10 protein-coding genes and 1 pseudogene are annotated in these 14,446 nt (G+C 69.6%); 6 read left to right on the plus strand and 5 right to left on the minus strand.

Translation table 11 applies throughout. From position 1 onward, the window contains the following. Window positions 1-10: 10 nt before the first annotated feature. The 4 genes from ACZ4WH_RS29420 to ACZ4WH_RS29435 form a co-directional block, all read right to left on the minus strand. Window positions 11-3,277 carry a non-ribosomal peptide synthetase gene (locus ACZ4WH_RS29420; RefSeq protein ID WP_468186209.1) on the minus strand — a complete coding sequence of 1,089 codons (3,267 nt, stop codon included), beginning with the start codon at window positions 3,275-3,277 and terminating at the stop codon, window positions 11-13. A gap of 13 nt (window positions 3,278-3,290) precedes the next feature. Beyond that, window positions 3,291-5,867: a Pls/PosA family non-ribosomal peptide synthetase gene (locus tag ACZ4WH_RS29425; RefSeq protein WP_468186212.1), complete on the minus strand. Its 2,577-nt coding sequence runs from the start codon at window positions 5,865-5,867 to the stop codon at window positions 3,291-3,293. 418 nt (window positions 5,868-6,285) lie between these two features. After that, window positions 6,286-6,951, minus strand: a complete 666-nt coding sequence (locus ACZ4WH_RS29430) for a TetR/AcrR family transcriptional regulator (protein WP_468186214.1) — start codon at window positions 6,949-6,951, stop codon at window positions 6,286-6,288. Between the two features lie 16 nt (window positions 6,952-6,967). Then, the gene (locus ACZ4WH_RS29435; RefSeq protein WP_468186217.1) at window positions 6,968-7,726 is read right to left on the minus strand and encodes an SDR family oxidoreductase; all 759 of its coding nucleotides are present in this window, start codon (window positions 7,724-7,726) and stop codon (window positions 6,968-6,970) included. A gap of 131 nt (window positions 7,727-7,857) precedes the next feature. Between ACZ4WH_RS29435 and ACZ4WH_RS29440 the strand changes: the two genes are divergently transcribed. The 6 genes from ACZ4WH_RS29440 (at window position 7,858) to ACZ4WH_RS29465 (ending at window position 13,501) form a co-directional block, all read left to right on the plus strand. Beyond that, the gene (locus tag ACZ4WH_RS29440) at window positions 7,858-8,790 is read left to right on the plus strand and encodes a quinone oxidoreductase family protein (RefSeq protein ID WP_468186234.1); all 933 of its coding nucleotides are present in this window, start codon (window positions 7,858-7,860) and stop codon (window positions 8,788-8,790) included. 754 nt (window positions 8,791-9,544) lie between these two features. Further along, the gene (locus tag ACZ4WH_RS29445; RefSeq protein WP_468186220.1) at window positions 9,545-9,742 is read left to right on the plus strand and encodes a hypothetical protein; all 198 of its coding nucleotides are present in this window, start codon (window positions 9,545-9,547) and stop codon (window positions 9,740-9,742) included. A gap of 42 nt (window positions 9,743-9,784) precedes the next feature. After that, on the plus strand, window positions 9,785-10,954 hold the full coding sequence (locus ACZ4WH_RS29450; RefSeq protein ID WP_468186223.1) for a GmrSD restriction endonuclease domain-containing protein: 1,170 nt from the start codon (window positions 9,785-9,787) through the stop codon (window positions 10,952-10,954). Then, complete coding sequence (locus ACZ4WH_RS29455; protein WP_468186226.1) at window positions 10,951-12,063, plus strand: AAA family ATPase; 1,113 nt, start codon at window positions 10,951-10,953, stop codon at window positions 12,061-12,063. Before ACZ4WH_RS29450 ends, ACZ4WH_RS29455 begins: the two co-directional genes overlap by 4 nt. After that, window positions 12,041-13,018: a hypothetical protein gene (locus tag ACZ4WH_RS29460; protein WP_468186229.1), complete on the plus strand. Its 978-nt coding sequence runs from the start codon at window positions 12,041-12,043 to the stop codon at window positions 13,016-13,018. The genes ACZ4WH_RS29455 and ACZ4WH_RS29460 overlap by 23 nt, the downstream gene beginning before the upstream one ends. A 342-nt stretch (window positions 13,019-13,360) precedes the next feature. Further along, the gene (locus ACZ4WH_RS29465; protein ID WP_468186232.1) at window positions 13,361-13,501 is read left to right on the plus strand and encodes a hypothetical protein; all 141 of its coding nucleotides are present in this window, start codon (window positions 13,361-13,363) and stop codon (window positions 13,499-13,501) included. Window positions 13,502-13,846: 345 nt separating this feature from the next. On the opposite strand, the pseudogene ACZ4WH_RS29470 reads toward ACZ4WH_RS29465, so the two are convergent. After that, window positions 13,847-14,446, minus strand: a pseudogene (locus tag ACZ4WH_RS29470) (IS5 family transposase); the annotation flags it as partial.

The raw sequence follows: 14,446 nt of genomic DNA on the forward strand, positions 1-14,446 counted from the left end.
GACGTACGGGTCAGGTGGAGGCCAGGGGGACGGCCGCGCTCTGGACGGCGTGCGCGGCCTCGGCCGGACGGGTGCGGAGGAAGTAGTGGCCCCCGTCGGCCAGTTCGTGCAGATCCACGTGCTCGGCCAGGAGCAGCCAGTCACGGTGGTGGTCGGCGTGGCCGGTCGTGTGCGGGTCGTCGGCGGCGATCACCACCGAGACCGGCGCGGAAAGCTTCACCGGCGGCGGGGCTTCCAGGACCGCCTGGAAGTAGCGGTGGGCACAGACGCAGTCGTGCCGGTAGGCGGCACCGATGTGCTCGGCGTGCCGCGCGTTCAGTTCGGCGAGTTCGGTGTAGCCGCTGTCCGCGGTCAGCCGCGCCGCGATCTCCGCGTCGCTCAGGCTCGTCAGCTCGGCGACGGCGGCGGCGCGCTCGGCGGCCGTGCCGAGCAGCTGCGCCCCGAGGAACACCCGCGTCACCCGCACACCGCGCTCCTGGAGCGTCCTGGCCGTCTCCAGGGCCGGCGCGGCGCCCGACGAGTGGCCCCACAGCATGACCCGAGTCAGGCCGCGCGCCGTGATCTCGTCGGCGACCTGCCCGGCGACGTCCGCGATCGACGCGAACGGCTCCTGGTGGGCCGCCAGGTCATGGCCGGGCAGGTCCACCGCGAGGACCGCCAGGCCGCTGCCCGCCAGGGCGGCCGCCATCGGCCGGTAGTTCACCGCGTTGCCGCCCGCGTAGGGGAAGCAGACCAGCGCGCACTCCGGCGTGCCGCCCGCCTCCGACAGGGGCTGGAGCAGCTCCGGGCGCTGCCGGGCGGCGCCGTCGAGGAGGGCGGCCAGGTCGGCGAGCACGGGGTGCCGGGTGATGTCCCGCAGGGAGACCGCGCGGTCGAGGGCGATGCTGAGCTTGACGGCCGACAGGGAGGTGCCGCCCGAGTCGAAGAAGTGGTCCGTCCGGCCGATCCGGTGCTCGGGCACGCCCAGCAGCTCGGCCCAGGCCGCCGCCAGCCGCCGCTCGGTCGGGCTGAGCGCGTCCCTGTCCTCGCTCTCCGCCGCGCCCGGTTCGGTGTCCGTCCGCGTGGCCTCGGCGGTCAGGGCCTTCCGGTCGATCTTGCCGTTGGCGGTCAGCGGCAGGCCCTCCCGCCAGTGGAAGGCGGCGGGGACCATGTAGGCGGGCAGCGCCGCCGCGAGCGCCTCGCGCAGCACGTCCGGCTCGTGACGCCGGCCGGTGTGGAAGGCGATCAGCTGCGTGTTCCCGCCGCCCCGCTCGACGACGACCACCGCACCGTCCCGCACCCCGTCCACCCGCAGCAGGGTGTTCTCGATCTCGCCGATCTCGATCCGGAAGCCGCGGATCTTGACCTGGCTGTCCCGGCGGCCGAGGAACTCCAGCTTGCCGCCGGGGTGCCAGCGGCCCCAGTCACCGCCCAGGTACAGCCGTTCCCCGGGCCGGTACGGGTCCGTCCGGTAGGCCTCCCGGGTCCGCTCGGGATCGTTGACGTACCCCCGGCCCACGCAGGCGCCGGAGAACGCGATCAGCCCGGGAGCGCCCAGGGGCACCAGCGCGAGCTGCTCGTCCACGACGTACACGCGCACGTTGTTGACCGCGCGCCCCAGCAGCACCCGGTCGGGTACGCCGTCCAGGACCTCGTGGTTGGTGTCGTCCGAGGTCTCCGTGAGTCCGTAGGCGTTCAGCAGCCTGATCTCCGGCTGGAGGGCGAACCAGCGCTGCACCAGCTCCCGTTTCAGCGCCTCACCGGTCACCGACACCCACCGCAGGTCCGGCAACGCCCGCGGGTGCTGCTCCAGATACGAGACCACGACCTCCAGGTAGGAGGGCACGAGCTGGGTCACGGCGACCCGGCCCCGCACCAGCGTGTCGACGAACCGCTCCACGTCCACGACGACGTCCTGGCCGATCAGCAGGGTCCGCCCGCCGACCAGCAGCGCGGACACCAGCTGCCACAGGGAGATGTCGAAGCACTGCGGGGCCGTCTGCGCCACCACGCAGCCCTCGCCGATCCCCAGGTCGTCGATCTTGGCGTACAGGTGGTTGAGCAGGCCCGCGTGCTCGCACATCGCGCCCTTCGGCTCGCCGGTGGAGCCGGAGGTGAAGAAGATGTAGGCCAGCTGGCCGGGATCGACCCGCACACCGAGGTCGTCATCGGCGTGCGGTTCCGCGTACGCCGTCTCGACCAGCAGCTTCTCGGTTCCCGGTACGGTGGCCAGCGCCTGGTCGAGGGTCTCGGTGCTGCCGGACTCGGTCAGGACCAGCCGGCACTCCGCCCGCGACAACGTCGCCGCGATACGGCCGGCCGGGAAGTGCGGCTCGATCGGCAGATACGCCCCGCCCGCCTTGAACACCGCCAGCGTCGCCGCCAGCCAGTCGAGGTTGCGTTCGGTGACGACGGCGACCACGTCCTCCCGGCCCAGCCCGCGGGCCAGCAGCGCCCGGGCCAGCCGGTTGGCGCGCGCGTTCAGCTCCCCGTACGTCCACTCCCGCTCGCCGTGCACCGCGGCGACCGCCTCTGGACGCGCCCGCACCCGCTGCTCGAACAGTTCGTGCGCGCGTGCGTCCGGCAGCGCCCGGGGCGGCCCCGCCAGCCCTTCCAGCTGCTCCCGCACCTCCTCGGCCGACAGCAGGCTCTGCTGGGTGTGGTCGGCGTCCGGATCGGCCGCCAGCAGCCGGAGCGCCCTCAGGTGGTAGCCGCCGATACGGTCCGCGCTCTCCGCGTCCAGCACGTCCGTGCGGTACCGCAGGCGCAGCTTCAGCCGGCCGCCCCGGTCGCACCAGCGCACATGCAGCACACCGTCGTCGGCGTGGTCCTCCTCGGCGCCCATCGCGCCGAACACGACCTCGTACGACGGCTCGGTCAGCCCCAGCTCCCGCCGCAGCTCCGCCACCGGGAACTCCCGGTGCGCCAGCACCTCCGCCTCGACGCGCTCGGCGGCCGACACCAGGGCCCGCCAGGACCCCGGGGGCACGGTCAGGCGGCACGGCAGCGGCTCGCCGCGCACTCCGGCGGTGTACCCCGTCACGACCTCCGGCTCGCCGGACAGCGCGGCCAGCACCTTGGCGTGCGCCGCCAGCAGCAGCGCGCTGAGCGGCATTCCCGACCGCCGCACCAGTGCGCGTACCGAGGTCACCACGTCGTCCGGGACCGGCGTCTCCTGCTCCGAGGCTCCCCGGGCCGGCTCGCGGACCCACCGCGGTACGGCGGTGCCGCCGCCTGCGGTCAGCACACGGCTCCAGAACTCCCGGTCCGCTTCCACCGCTTCCACGCGCGTTTCCATCGAATGGCCTTCCTCACCTCGTGACGGACGCGGGGGCGTCGTTCGTTTCCAGGGCCCGGCCCGCGCAGCCGGGCCGGCTGCCGATCCCCGGCATGTCCACGGCCGGGTTGCCGCCCCACTGCGCGTTCGGGGGGACTTCCTCGCCCTTCATGAGGAAGGAGTCGGGTGCCAGCACCGAGCCGTCGCCCATGGTCACGCCGTAGTGCACATGGGCGCCGACGCCGAGCGTGCAGCCGCTGCCGAGCGTGCTGACGTCGGACTTGAACGTGCCGTCCTCCTGGGAGTGGCACTGGATCTTGCTTCCGGCGTTGAGCGTGCAGTCGTCACCGATGGTGGCCAGGGTGCGTTCGGTCAGGTAGCAGCCGTCGTCGAACACGCGGCGGCCGATGCGCACTCCCAGAAGTCGCCAGACCAAGGCCTTGAAAGGAGTCCCGTTGAAGATGTTGAGATAATGGCTCGGCATTTTCCACACGCGCTCGTGCCACCAGAAAATCGGGTGGTAGATGGAACACAGTTGGGGGCTGAGTGCGCGGAACCTCGTCAGGCAGCGCTCCACGAGGATGTAATAGCCGGTGGAGAACGCGAGCGTCATGGCCAGGTACAGGGCGATCACCACGTGTCCGACCACGCCGTACAGGTCCACGGAGACGAGTCCGAACAGGGTGAGCGCGAAGACGAGGAACCAGCGCACGCACAGCATCAGGGCCATCGAGCGCAGGTTGTAGCGGTTCTTCGCGCTGAGGTGGCGGTGCAGTTCGTCGCCTTCCCGCAGATGATCGAACCGGGCGTCCCGTTCCACCGAGCGGGGAATCTCGAAACACGGCGAACCGAGCAGTCCTACGCCTTCCCGTACCCTGCCGTCGAGGGGAATCATCACCTTGGTGGCGAGAAGGCAGTTCTCACCCGTCCTGCCGCCCACGGGATAGGCGATGTTGTTTCCCAGGAAATTGCGCGGCCCGATCTCCACCCGGGACACCCGGAAGGACGTGCTGGAATAGTCGGCGTTGATGACGGAGAGTCCGTCGGCCACCATCGTTCCGCTGCCGACCGTGACCATGAAAGGCGTCTCGTGCTGCATCTCGGTGCCGAAATTTGAACCGGTCTGCTCCACCCGTGACAGGTTGTAGCCGAGCCCGCGCAGATAATGCACGATGTACGAACTGTCACCGAAGAGCCAGGGGAAGAACTTGATGTTCGTCATACGCGCCGCCGCCCGGTGCAGGGTGTAGTGGAATCCGTAGAGCGGATACACCCGGTCGGGTTTGACGAACAGACCCAGCAGACGGGGAACGGTGTACAGGGCGACGAGGCCCAGGACGAGGAAGCCGGAGAACAGGGCCAGCGAGACGCCGAGCGCGTCCGGAATCAGTTCCGGCCGGGTCAGCACCGCCGTCTGCGGATCGAGCCGCTTGCCGATCGCCGGGATCTCGGTGAACACCATGTACACGCCGCCGAGGGTGAGCGGTATGTACAGGAAGATCGTCTGCACCAGCGTGAGGCCGCCGAACCAGGCCCGGCGCACGGTGCCGCACCTGGCCGGCGCGACCCGCAGGTAGTCGACCTCGGTGGGCTCCGCCGGGGAGCCGTGCCAGCGCTCGCCGTCCGGCACCGCCTGGCCGCTGTGCAGCGCGGAGGAGTGGCCCAGTTGTGCGCCGTCGCCCAGCGAGGTGTCGATGTCCAGGACGGTCTTCTCGCCGACGTACACGTCCCGGCCGAGCGTGACCCGGCCGGTCTGGAGCCGGCCGGCGTGGGCCCGGTAGCACAGGAAGAACGAGTCCTTGCGGATCACCGTCCCGGCGCCGATCGTCAGCAGGTCGGTACAGACCGGGACGGAACGGGAGAGGATCGTGACGCCCTTGCCGATCCGCGCGCCCAGGGCCCGCAGATACAGCACATACAGAGGGGTCCCGACGAAGAACACCATCGGATTCGCGTGCAGCAGCACCTTCACGAACCAGAAACGCAGATACGCCGGCCCCCAGAGGGGGAACTCACCCGGTTTCCAGCGGCCGACGAGCAGCCATTTCGCGATGACCGGAAATATGCACAGGGTGAGGAAACCGATGCCGCCGAACAGCAGCGACCGCACATAGATGCCGACGAACCCGGTACCGGCCGCTATCCAGTCGTACCCCCGGGCGGTGACGAATCCCCAGACGAGGGAATACACCAGGAAGATCAGTAGCTGGGCCGTCCCGCACAACAGATGGTGGGCGCGGCTCGCGCGCGCCACCGGAGCGGGGGGCGCCGTGGGCTCCGGTGAGGGCGCGGCCGTATCGGCGGCAGCGGCCTGTACGAGGGCCGCCGTCAGGCTCCGAATCGTGGGATGCCGGTAGATGTCCCGCATGGACGGCGAGGGAAGATCCGGATTTTTCCTCAGCCGCGCGCAGAACTGGGCCATCACCAGGGAATTCGCACCGAGGTCGTTGAAGAAGTGACTTTCGGCCGGAACGTCGTCGCAGCCGGTCACCTCGGCCAGTGTTTCCGCGAGTTTCAGCTCGGTCCGCGTCCTGTCCGGCCCGGTGTCGCTCAGGGTGACGGCAGGTTCGTCGGGCCTGGATATGGGGACCTCGGAGGACTGCTCCACCATTCCATCTCCTGAGGACGTATGGATCGCCAATGGTCGACCGGATCGTTCCTGATCAGGAACCATCGGTTTCAGTCTGGCGAGGCGGACAGCAGGCTGCCACTTCGCATCGGTCCTCTCGCCCGCGAGAAAGCCGCCACGGGCGCGTATCCCTTTGGATTCCGCGCGCCCCCGGCCCCCGACGGCTCACCCGAACGGCGGCCCACCGCCCGTGGCCCCGGCCACTGAACGCACACGGAATGCCCCGCGAAATGCCACCGCACCCCTTCCGAGGCGCACGGGGGCGGGCCGGGGGGCGAGGCCGCAGCATGCCGTAACTCGCTTTCCCCTCCGGAGCTGACGGGGGGAGACGCTGGAGGGTGATTGCCCGGAAGCTGCACGCATTCTCTGCTGCGCCGCTTCCGGGGTCGCCCCCGCGCCCTCACTCCTCAGACGCGTTCCACAACCCGCGCAGTTCGGCCCAGTCCGGTGCCGGGCCCGGCAACGCGACGGCTCGGTCGGGGGCCGAGGTGTGCAGCCCGGCGAGGACCAGGTCCAGGTACCGCAGGTGGAGCGCGGTGGCGCGCTCGTCGGTGACAGGGATGCGCGCGGTGAGGTGTTCGAGCAGCAAGGGGATGTCGGCGGAGCTGAAGTCGGCGCGCAGGACTCCGGCGCGGTGCGCGCCGTCCACCAGGTCGTCGAGGGCGGCCCGGAGCTGGGTGGCGGCGGCCACGATCTCGTCCGTGGCCGGCAGCCGGCCGCCGACCAGGGGGAGCAGCGGACCGCCCGCACCCTGGGCCGAGAGCGCGTCCCGCAGGAAGCGGGTGAACGCCGCCCAGGGGTCCGGCTCCTCGGCGAGGGCCGCGCGTGCCTGGGCGACGAGCTGTTCCATCCCCGCGATGCGCATCCGCTGAGCCAGCAGTTCCTTGCTCGGGTAACGCCGGTAGAGACTGCCCATGCCGATGCCGGCCCGACGGGCGATCTCCGAGACGGGGGCGTCCCAGCCGAGTTCGGCGAAGACCTCGCGCGCGGCCCGCATGAGACGGGCGTCGTTGCGGTCCGCCTCCTGTCGTCGGCCGCGCGGCCTGCCGGTCTGCGTGTCACCCATGGACACGCATTCTCCCCTACCGTCGTGCCACGCCGTGCCCACCGTCGACGGTGAGCACCTCGCCGGTGACGAAGCCCGCTTCCTCACCGACGAGCATGGCGATCGCCCGGGCCACGTCGTCCGGTTCCGCGACCCGCCCCAGAGGGGTGTTCTCCGCCAGCCGCCGCTGGAACTCCTGCGGCATGCGCGCGCTGCTCTCGGTGCGGACGTACCCCGGCGCCACGACGTTGACGGTGATGCCGAGCGGCCCTGCCTCGTACGCGACGAAGCGCGCGAAGGTGTTCAGGGCGGCCTTGGCGGCGCCATGGGCGGCCATGCCCGGGGCGGGCGGACCGTCGGCCACCGCGCTGGAGACATACACGATGCGGCCCTGCCTCCGGGCGCCCATGAGCCCCAGTGCCCGCTGGGTGAGGGTGTAGACGGAAGCCAGCTCGTCCGTCACCTTCGCCCTGAAGTCGTCCCAGGCGAGGGACTGCACGGGGGTGGGGGTGAAGCGGGCACCGGCATTGCAGACCAGGACGTCCAGGCGCCCGTCGGTCGCCGAGCGCTCCAGCAGTCCGGCCGCCTGAACCGGGTCGTACACATCGGCCTGCACGGCGAAGGCTTCACCGCCGTCGGCCTCGATGAGCTCGACCACCTGGTCGGCCGCCTCACGGTTCGAGAAGTAGTTGACGGCGACGCGGTAGCCGCGAGCCGCGAGTTCCCGCGAGGTGGCAGCGCCGATTCCCCGGCTGCCGCCGCTCACCAGGGCCGTCGGCTTCGTCGTGGCGTTCATGTGTCCTCCGTGTCGGCGTGATCCCCCTCCGCCAACTTATCGGAGCGGAGCGCTCCGCTCAAAAACTTACCCGCGAGGGGGAATCAAGCCCCTCCGGCACCGGGTTGTCCACCGGCATGAGCGAAGCAGTGATAGCGCGTGCCTACGGCGGTCCCGAAGTGCTGTCGGTGACCGATGTCTCCGTACCCGAGCCCGGGCCGGGCCAGGTGCGTATCGAGGTCCGCGCCGCCGGCGTCAACCCGTTCGATCACAAGGTGTACAGCGGCGCCTTCGGAACCGATCCGGCGAACCTGCCGATGCGACTCGGTGCCGAAGCCGCGGGTGTGGTGACCACGGTGGGCGCCGGCGCGACCGGTCCCGCCGGCCCGATCGAGGTCGGCGACGAAGTGATCGCCTACCGAGCGCCCGGCGCGTACGCCGCCGCACTCGTCGTCCCGGCCACGTCTGTGGTGCCGAAGCCCGCCGGCCTCTCCTGGGAGCAGGCCGGCGGGCTGATGGTCGCCGGCGTCACGGCGGTGCACGTTCTCGAAGCCATCGGCCTGCGCGAGAACGACTCGGTGCTGATCCACGGCGCCGCGGGAGGCGTCGGCCTGATGGCCGTGCAACTGGCCGTCGAGCGTGGCGCCACGGTGCTGGGCACGGCGAGCCCGGCCAAGCACGACCTGCTGCGCGAGCTGGGGGCGATTCCGATCGCGTACGGGCCCGGTCTGGCCGACCGGGTACGTGCGGCAGCGCCGGAGGGCGTCCACGCGGCGGCCGATCTGGTGGGCACCGACGAGGCCGTGGACGTCTCGGTGGAGTTCGTGGCGGACCGGTCCCGTGTCGCGACCGTCGCGGCGTTCGAACGCGGGGCCCGGGCCGGCATCAAGCTCCTGGGCGGTGGGCCCGGCGCGGACCCCGGCACGGACATCCGCGCCGCCGCGCGCCTACGGCTCACCGAAGCCGCGGAGACGGGGCGACTGCGCGTCCTCGTCGCCGGCACCCACCCGCTGCGCGAAGCCGCTGCCGCCCATCGGCAGATCATGACCGGCCGCACCACGGGGAAGATCGTCCTCGTCACGTGATCCAGCCGTCGATCCGACCGACGACTCCCTGCGGCGCCAGTGAGAGGAGACGAGGCATGGTCCGGATCGGAAACGGTGCGCGGTGAGGAGCTGCCCTTGCTCGCGGTCGTGGGGGCGCGGCCGGGATCTGCGGTACGTCCCTGCTGGAGGCCTCTCGGTGGGCGCCCCTGCGGGTCCGAGCCGTGGTGCACGGGCCGGCCGGGCGCCAAAGGGTGGCCGACCTGGGTGTGGACGAGATCGTCGAGGCCGATCTCGCACGGCGCCCGTGCGGCGGAGCATGGGGCAAGAAGGCCTCAAAGCCCCACAGAATCCCTGGAGCCGCCGCACTTCCTTCTGGCATGCATGTCAGCAGCTCAAGGCCGTACGGCGGCTCCGGTTCTGACCGGGACTCAGATGTCCCGGGAGAGATCAGCTGGTCCTGTAACCTGCGTCGATGGGCAGCTGCGGGTCGCTGACCTGGGCGAATGACCTTTCGACTGTTGCACGATCGTGCCCGTTGCTGCGGCCGGAAGTCCCAGGCGGCTCCCACTTCCGAAGCCGGCCTCTCCCCCTGACCGGACGAGGCGATGCTGCAACGGGAGTAGCCCAACTGCGCACCAAGCGCCTTGAGGGAGATGCCCGCCCGGACGTGCTGCACCTAGTCAATTTCCTGGGCGACCGGGCGGTCAGGTTCCTCGACCCCGACCGGGACATGTGATGGCTGTTTCCCGTGTTCGAGGGGAGTCGAGGAGACTACCGATGGCCGGCGGAGCACGTGCACTTCGACCAGGCCACGGACCTCCTGCTGGGCACCGCCGCGGCGTCGGCGTACGACGACGTCCTGCACGGCACCGGCCCTCTCGCGTCGGAACACCTTCCCCGTGCCCATTTCGAGGACCGCGGAGAGGTTGAAGCGCTGAACAAGGTCCTCAAGGACTCCACGGGCCTGAACATGGGCTGGGGCCCTGCCTGATTCCCCACGCGTCCGAGCGAGCCGCCCGGCTACGATCGCCGCATGACGACCTCGGACATCCCAAAGCCGCCGAAGATCACGGAGGAACACTTCCTCGACACGGGTACCGGAGTCGAGGCGGAGACCGAGGCGGAGGACGCGCCACCGGAGATCGCCCGGCCGTGGAATCCGGAACAGATCCGGGTCAACACCAAGCAGTTCTCGCTGCGTAACGCACTGGACATGATCGAGGACGGGTCCCTTGAGCTGGCCCCGGACTTCCAGCGCGGCATCGTATGGAAGCCGGTGCAGAAGTCCCGGCTCATCGAGTCGGTGCTACTGCAGATCCCGCTTCCCGCCTTCTACTTCGCCGAGGACACGGACGGGCTCATGCGCGTGGTCGACGGCCTCCAGCGCCTGTCGACCATCCGCGACTTCGTCCGCGGGGGAGACGAGCGCGGATTCGAGCTGAAGGGCCTGGAGTACCTCCAGAGCGCAGTGGAGGGCAAGCGTTTCGAGGACCTTCCCGCCCCGTGGAAGCGGCGCATCTACAACACCCAAATCGTCACGAACGTCATCGACCCGACGACGCCGTCGGATGTCATGTACGACATCTTCAAGCGCATCAACACGGGCGGTACGCCGCTGAACGCGCAGGAGATCCGGCACTGCATGAGCAGGGAGCGCAGCCGGACCATACTGCGGGTGATGACCTCCACCGCGGAGTTCAATGCGGCGACTAACAACATGGGCGGCCACATCCGGATGAACGACCGGGAGATGGCCCTGCGCTTTGCCGCATTCTGGCTGATGGGTACGGACGGCTACGCGAAGTATGCCGCGATGGACCCCTTCCTCCAGCGCACCACCATCATGCTGGACAATGTGAAGGACGTGAACGACGCCAGGGTAGGAGACCTCCTGGAGGCGTTCCGCAAGGCCATGGCGAACGCCCGTCTGGTTTTCGACGAGCAGGCGTTCCGTAAATGGCCGCTGGACTCGTCCGGCCGGAACCCGATCAACCGGGCACTCTTCGAGGCTTGGTCGATCACCCTCGCCAAGTACGAGACCGCAGACCTCGAACGGCGCCGCGAGGCGATCGTGGATGCCGCGCGTTTCCTGATGACGAACGACTACCAGTACCTGGAAGCCATCACCTCCTCGACGGGTGACGTCCGCCGGGTGATGCTCCGGTTCGACGTCACCGCCCAGGCTGCGGAGGCTGGTAAGTGATCACCTCTCTGCGCGTCCGGCACTTCAAACGCTTCACCGACGCGTCCTTCGCCCTGCGCCCCCTCACCGTGCTGACCGGACTCAACGGCACGGGCAAGAGCACCACCATCCAGAGCCTGCTGCTGACCCGCCAGCTCGCTGACGCGTCGGCCGGCCGGGTGGTACAGCTCAACGGACCCTACGGACTCGCGCTGGGCGAAGCACACGAGGTGCTTCACCCCGACGCTCCCGACTCCACCATCGAGATCCAGATCGGCGGTGACGGCACGCAGGTGCCGAGTGTGCACCGCTTCACGGTCCCCGACGAGCAGGCGCTCTACCTGCGGGTGGCCGATGACAGCGGGCCACCACCGGCGGAACTGCGAGGCCAAGGAGCCGCGTTCACCTATCTGTGCGCCGAGCGCCTCGGTCCCCGCGACCAACTCGGCGTCTCCGCCGAGCATCCCGACCTCATCGGAGTCGGTGTGCAGGGGCAGTACACCGCGCAGTTACTCGCCCTGCACGAGACCCGGGCGGTGCGTGAGCCGCTGCTCCACCCGACGACCCGTAACACCCACAACGTCACGACCTTGCGCACACAGGTGGAGACCTGGGCCTCCGACATCATCCGTCCCATCAAGATCACTGCGCAGTGGCCGCCAGGCATCACAGCGAGCACTATCCGTTTCCAGGAACCGGGACTGCTGAGCGGGCCGATCCGCCCGGCCAACATGGGCTTCGGATTCTCCTACGCCTTGCCGGTGATCGTCGCTGGTCTCCTCACCGGTCCCGGAGACCTGCTGATCGTCGAGAATCCGGAGGCACACCTCCATCCCGGTGGTCAGTCCAAGCTGGGCCGCTTCCTGGCTCGGGTCGCCGGAGCCGGAGCGCAGGTGATCGTGGAGACACACAGCGACCACGTGCTCAACGGAGCTCGGCTGGCCGTGGCGGAGGAGCGGAGCCTGCGATCCGAGGATGCGGTCGTGCACTACTTCGGCGAGGAGGAAGCCGGTTCCGCACCCATCGAGTTCACCGTGAAGGGCGAACTGACCGAGTGGCCGCCAGGCTTCTTCGACCAGATCGAACAGGACTTGGGGAGGCTGGCACGTGCCAGGCGCAGGGGGCGGTAAGCCGTACCGGATCGTCGTGGACGAGTCGTCCTTCGACTTCCGAGGGCTGGCGGAGGAACGGTTGACGGACCTGCTGGACGACTTCAGCGACACGCTGGAGGAGTTATCCGAACAGCAGGCGGTCGCCGTCTCGCCGTTGTGGATGGAGGTGGAGTGCGCAGACGACCGTGAGCTCTACGACGTCCTGTACGAGGGGGAGACGCCGCGCGCTGGACGGGACGCGCGGCTGAGAATGATCCGTCTCATGGATCGCTGCCCCACCTGGGACACGGACGTGCCCGGCCTGCCCGACCACGTCGACGTAGCGGGTGACGGTCGGGACCTCGCCTGGTCCCTCTGCTACGCCTGGTGGCGGACGCGGCAGCGGCACCACGTCGCATGCCTGGTCTTCCCGGCCGAAGACCGCCGCGGCTGGCTCCCGGTCTCCGCGATCGACGGGGCGACGGGTGAGGCGGCGACTGAGGAGGTCTTCCACCTCGTCGTGGCGTCCGCGCTCTTCGAGTTCTGGCGCTCCCTCTTCGAACGGGAGAATGTCACGGAGCAGGACTTCTTCGACCGTGCCCGCCAGAGCTTCCCGCAGCTGGTCTTCGCAGACTCCCTCTCTTTCCGGAAGTTCGACGGCACCTACGCGGAGATGCGTGAGTGGGTCGTACGGCTCCTGAGCGTGGTGCACGACCACTTCGCCGACGCCCTGGCCCTGCACTCGGGGCAACCGCACCAGGTGCAGGCGGAGCTGGGCCGTTTCGGCCTGGACCTGTCCCCGGAGAGTCCCAACACCCGATCCAAATCCTCGATCATGAAGCAGCGGGACGTCGACCACGAGGGCGAGACCTACCGCTGCGAGTGGCATGGCAAGAAGGAACGGCACCGCAATCGGGTCCACTTCAGCCTGCCCCAGCCCCGTCTCGGCGATCGCATACTCATCGGCATCTTCGTGGACCACCTGGACACCTGAGCGGGGAAGCGCGGCTCCGCACTGCGCTTACACGTCCCGGGTACCTCGTACAGCCCGGTTCATCAGCGCGTCCTGCCTGGTCGGTGACGTGTCATGCCGCCACTGTGGTGGGCGTGACTCATCCGTCCCCCCGCACCATGCGCTTCAGCTCATAGCCGCCGCGGGGCCGGCTCGCGTGGCGGATGGCCGAGCACTTGCTGGACGCCTGGGGAGTGTCGTACGACTCCGAACCGGATAACACGCTCACTCTCGTAGTGGCTGAACTGTGCGCCAACGCCGTCCAGCACGGCCGCGTCCCGGCTGGCGCCCTGGTTCTGGCGGGCCCCCGACTGGCAGACGGAGATGCGAGCCGTCACCGCTCTGATCAAGGAACGCCAGGTCATGGAGTTCCAGCGGGTTCTCCTCACGGGTGTGAGCGACGGCCGAATCCCGCACCAGCACATGGAGCGGTACCGGCTCGCCAGCCCCGACCGGCATCGTTAGGAGGAACAGCAGGCCAAGTCAGTGGTGTTCGTGGCGGCCACTCACGCCCGCGACGAAATCGTCGTTGCTTGGAGCGGCCGTCCGAGCCGCTTCCTGCCCCGAGCACACCACTCGCACGGCAAACAACGCCGCAGAACTTCTTTCACTCGACGGGCCCCGGCAGGGGCGGCGGTCTGACAGCGGGAGCGGCCGGAATCTTTGCAAGGCACGTGTCCTGACCGCCATCCGGGCCGGTCGACGCGGTGATCGGGCACCGGACGACCGGGGTAAGCCCGGCTCCGGCCCTCTGGAACGGGCAAGGCCAAGGCCGAGACCTGCTGTGAGGCCTAGGCCGTTTCTTTCGGATCACCTCGCTGACCAGATGAAGATGGCGGCGAGGTGGAGTCCGGCGAGGTAGATGGTGGCGGTTTTGTCGTAGCGGGTGGCCAGGCCGCGCCACTGCTTGAGCTTGTTGATGCACCGCTCGACGGTGTTACGCCCTTTGTATGCCTCGCGGTCGAACGCCGGAGGGCGGCCGCCGGACCGGCCTCGCTTCTTGCGCTTGGCGATCTGGTCGGAGGGCTGAGGGATCACTGCCCGGATCCCGCGACGGCGTAGATGGCTTCGGATCGCGCGGGAGGAGTAGGCCTTGTCGGCCAGTACCACGTCGGGCGTGGTTCTGGGGCGGCCAATTGGCCGCGGCACCCGTAACCGGGTCATGACCTCGGTGAACGCGGGTGCGTCACCTGCCTGGCCGGGGGTGAGGACGAATGCGAGCGGCCGGCATCGGCTGTCGGCGGCGAGGTGGATCTTGGTGGTCAGTCCACCGCGGGACCGTCCGAGGGCATGGTCGTCCGGCTCGCCGGCCGGGGCCCCTTTTGACGGGCCCCGGCGGCGTGCTGGTGGGCACGGACGATGGTGGAGTCGACCGCGACGACCCAGTCGAGGTCGCCTTCGGCGTCGGCC

It is taken from the genome of Streptomyces sp. NPDC029138, from assembly GCF_055564375.1.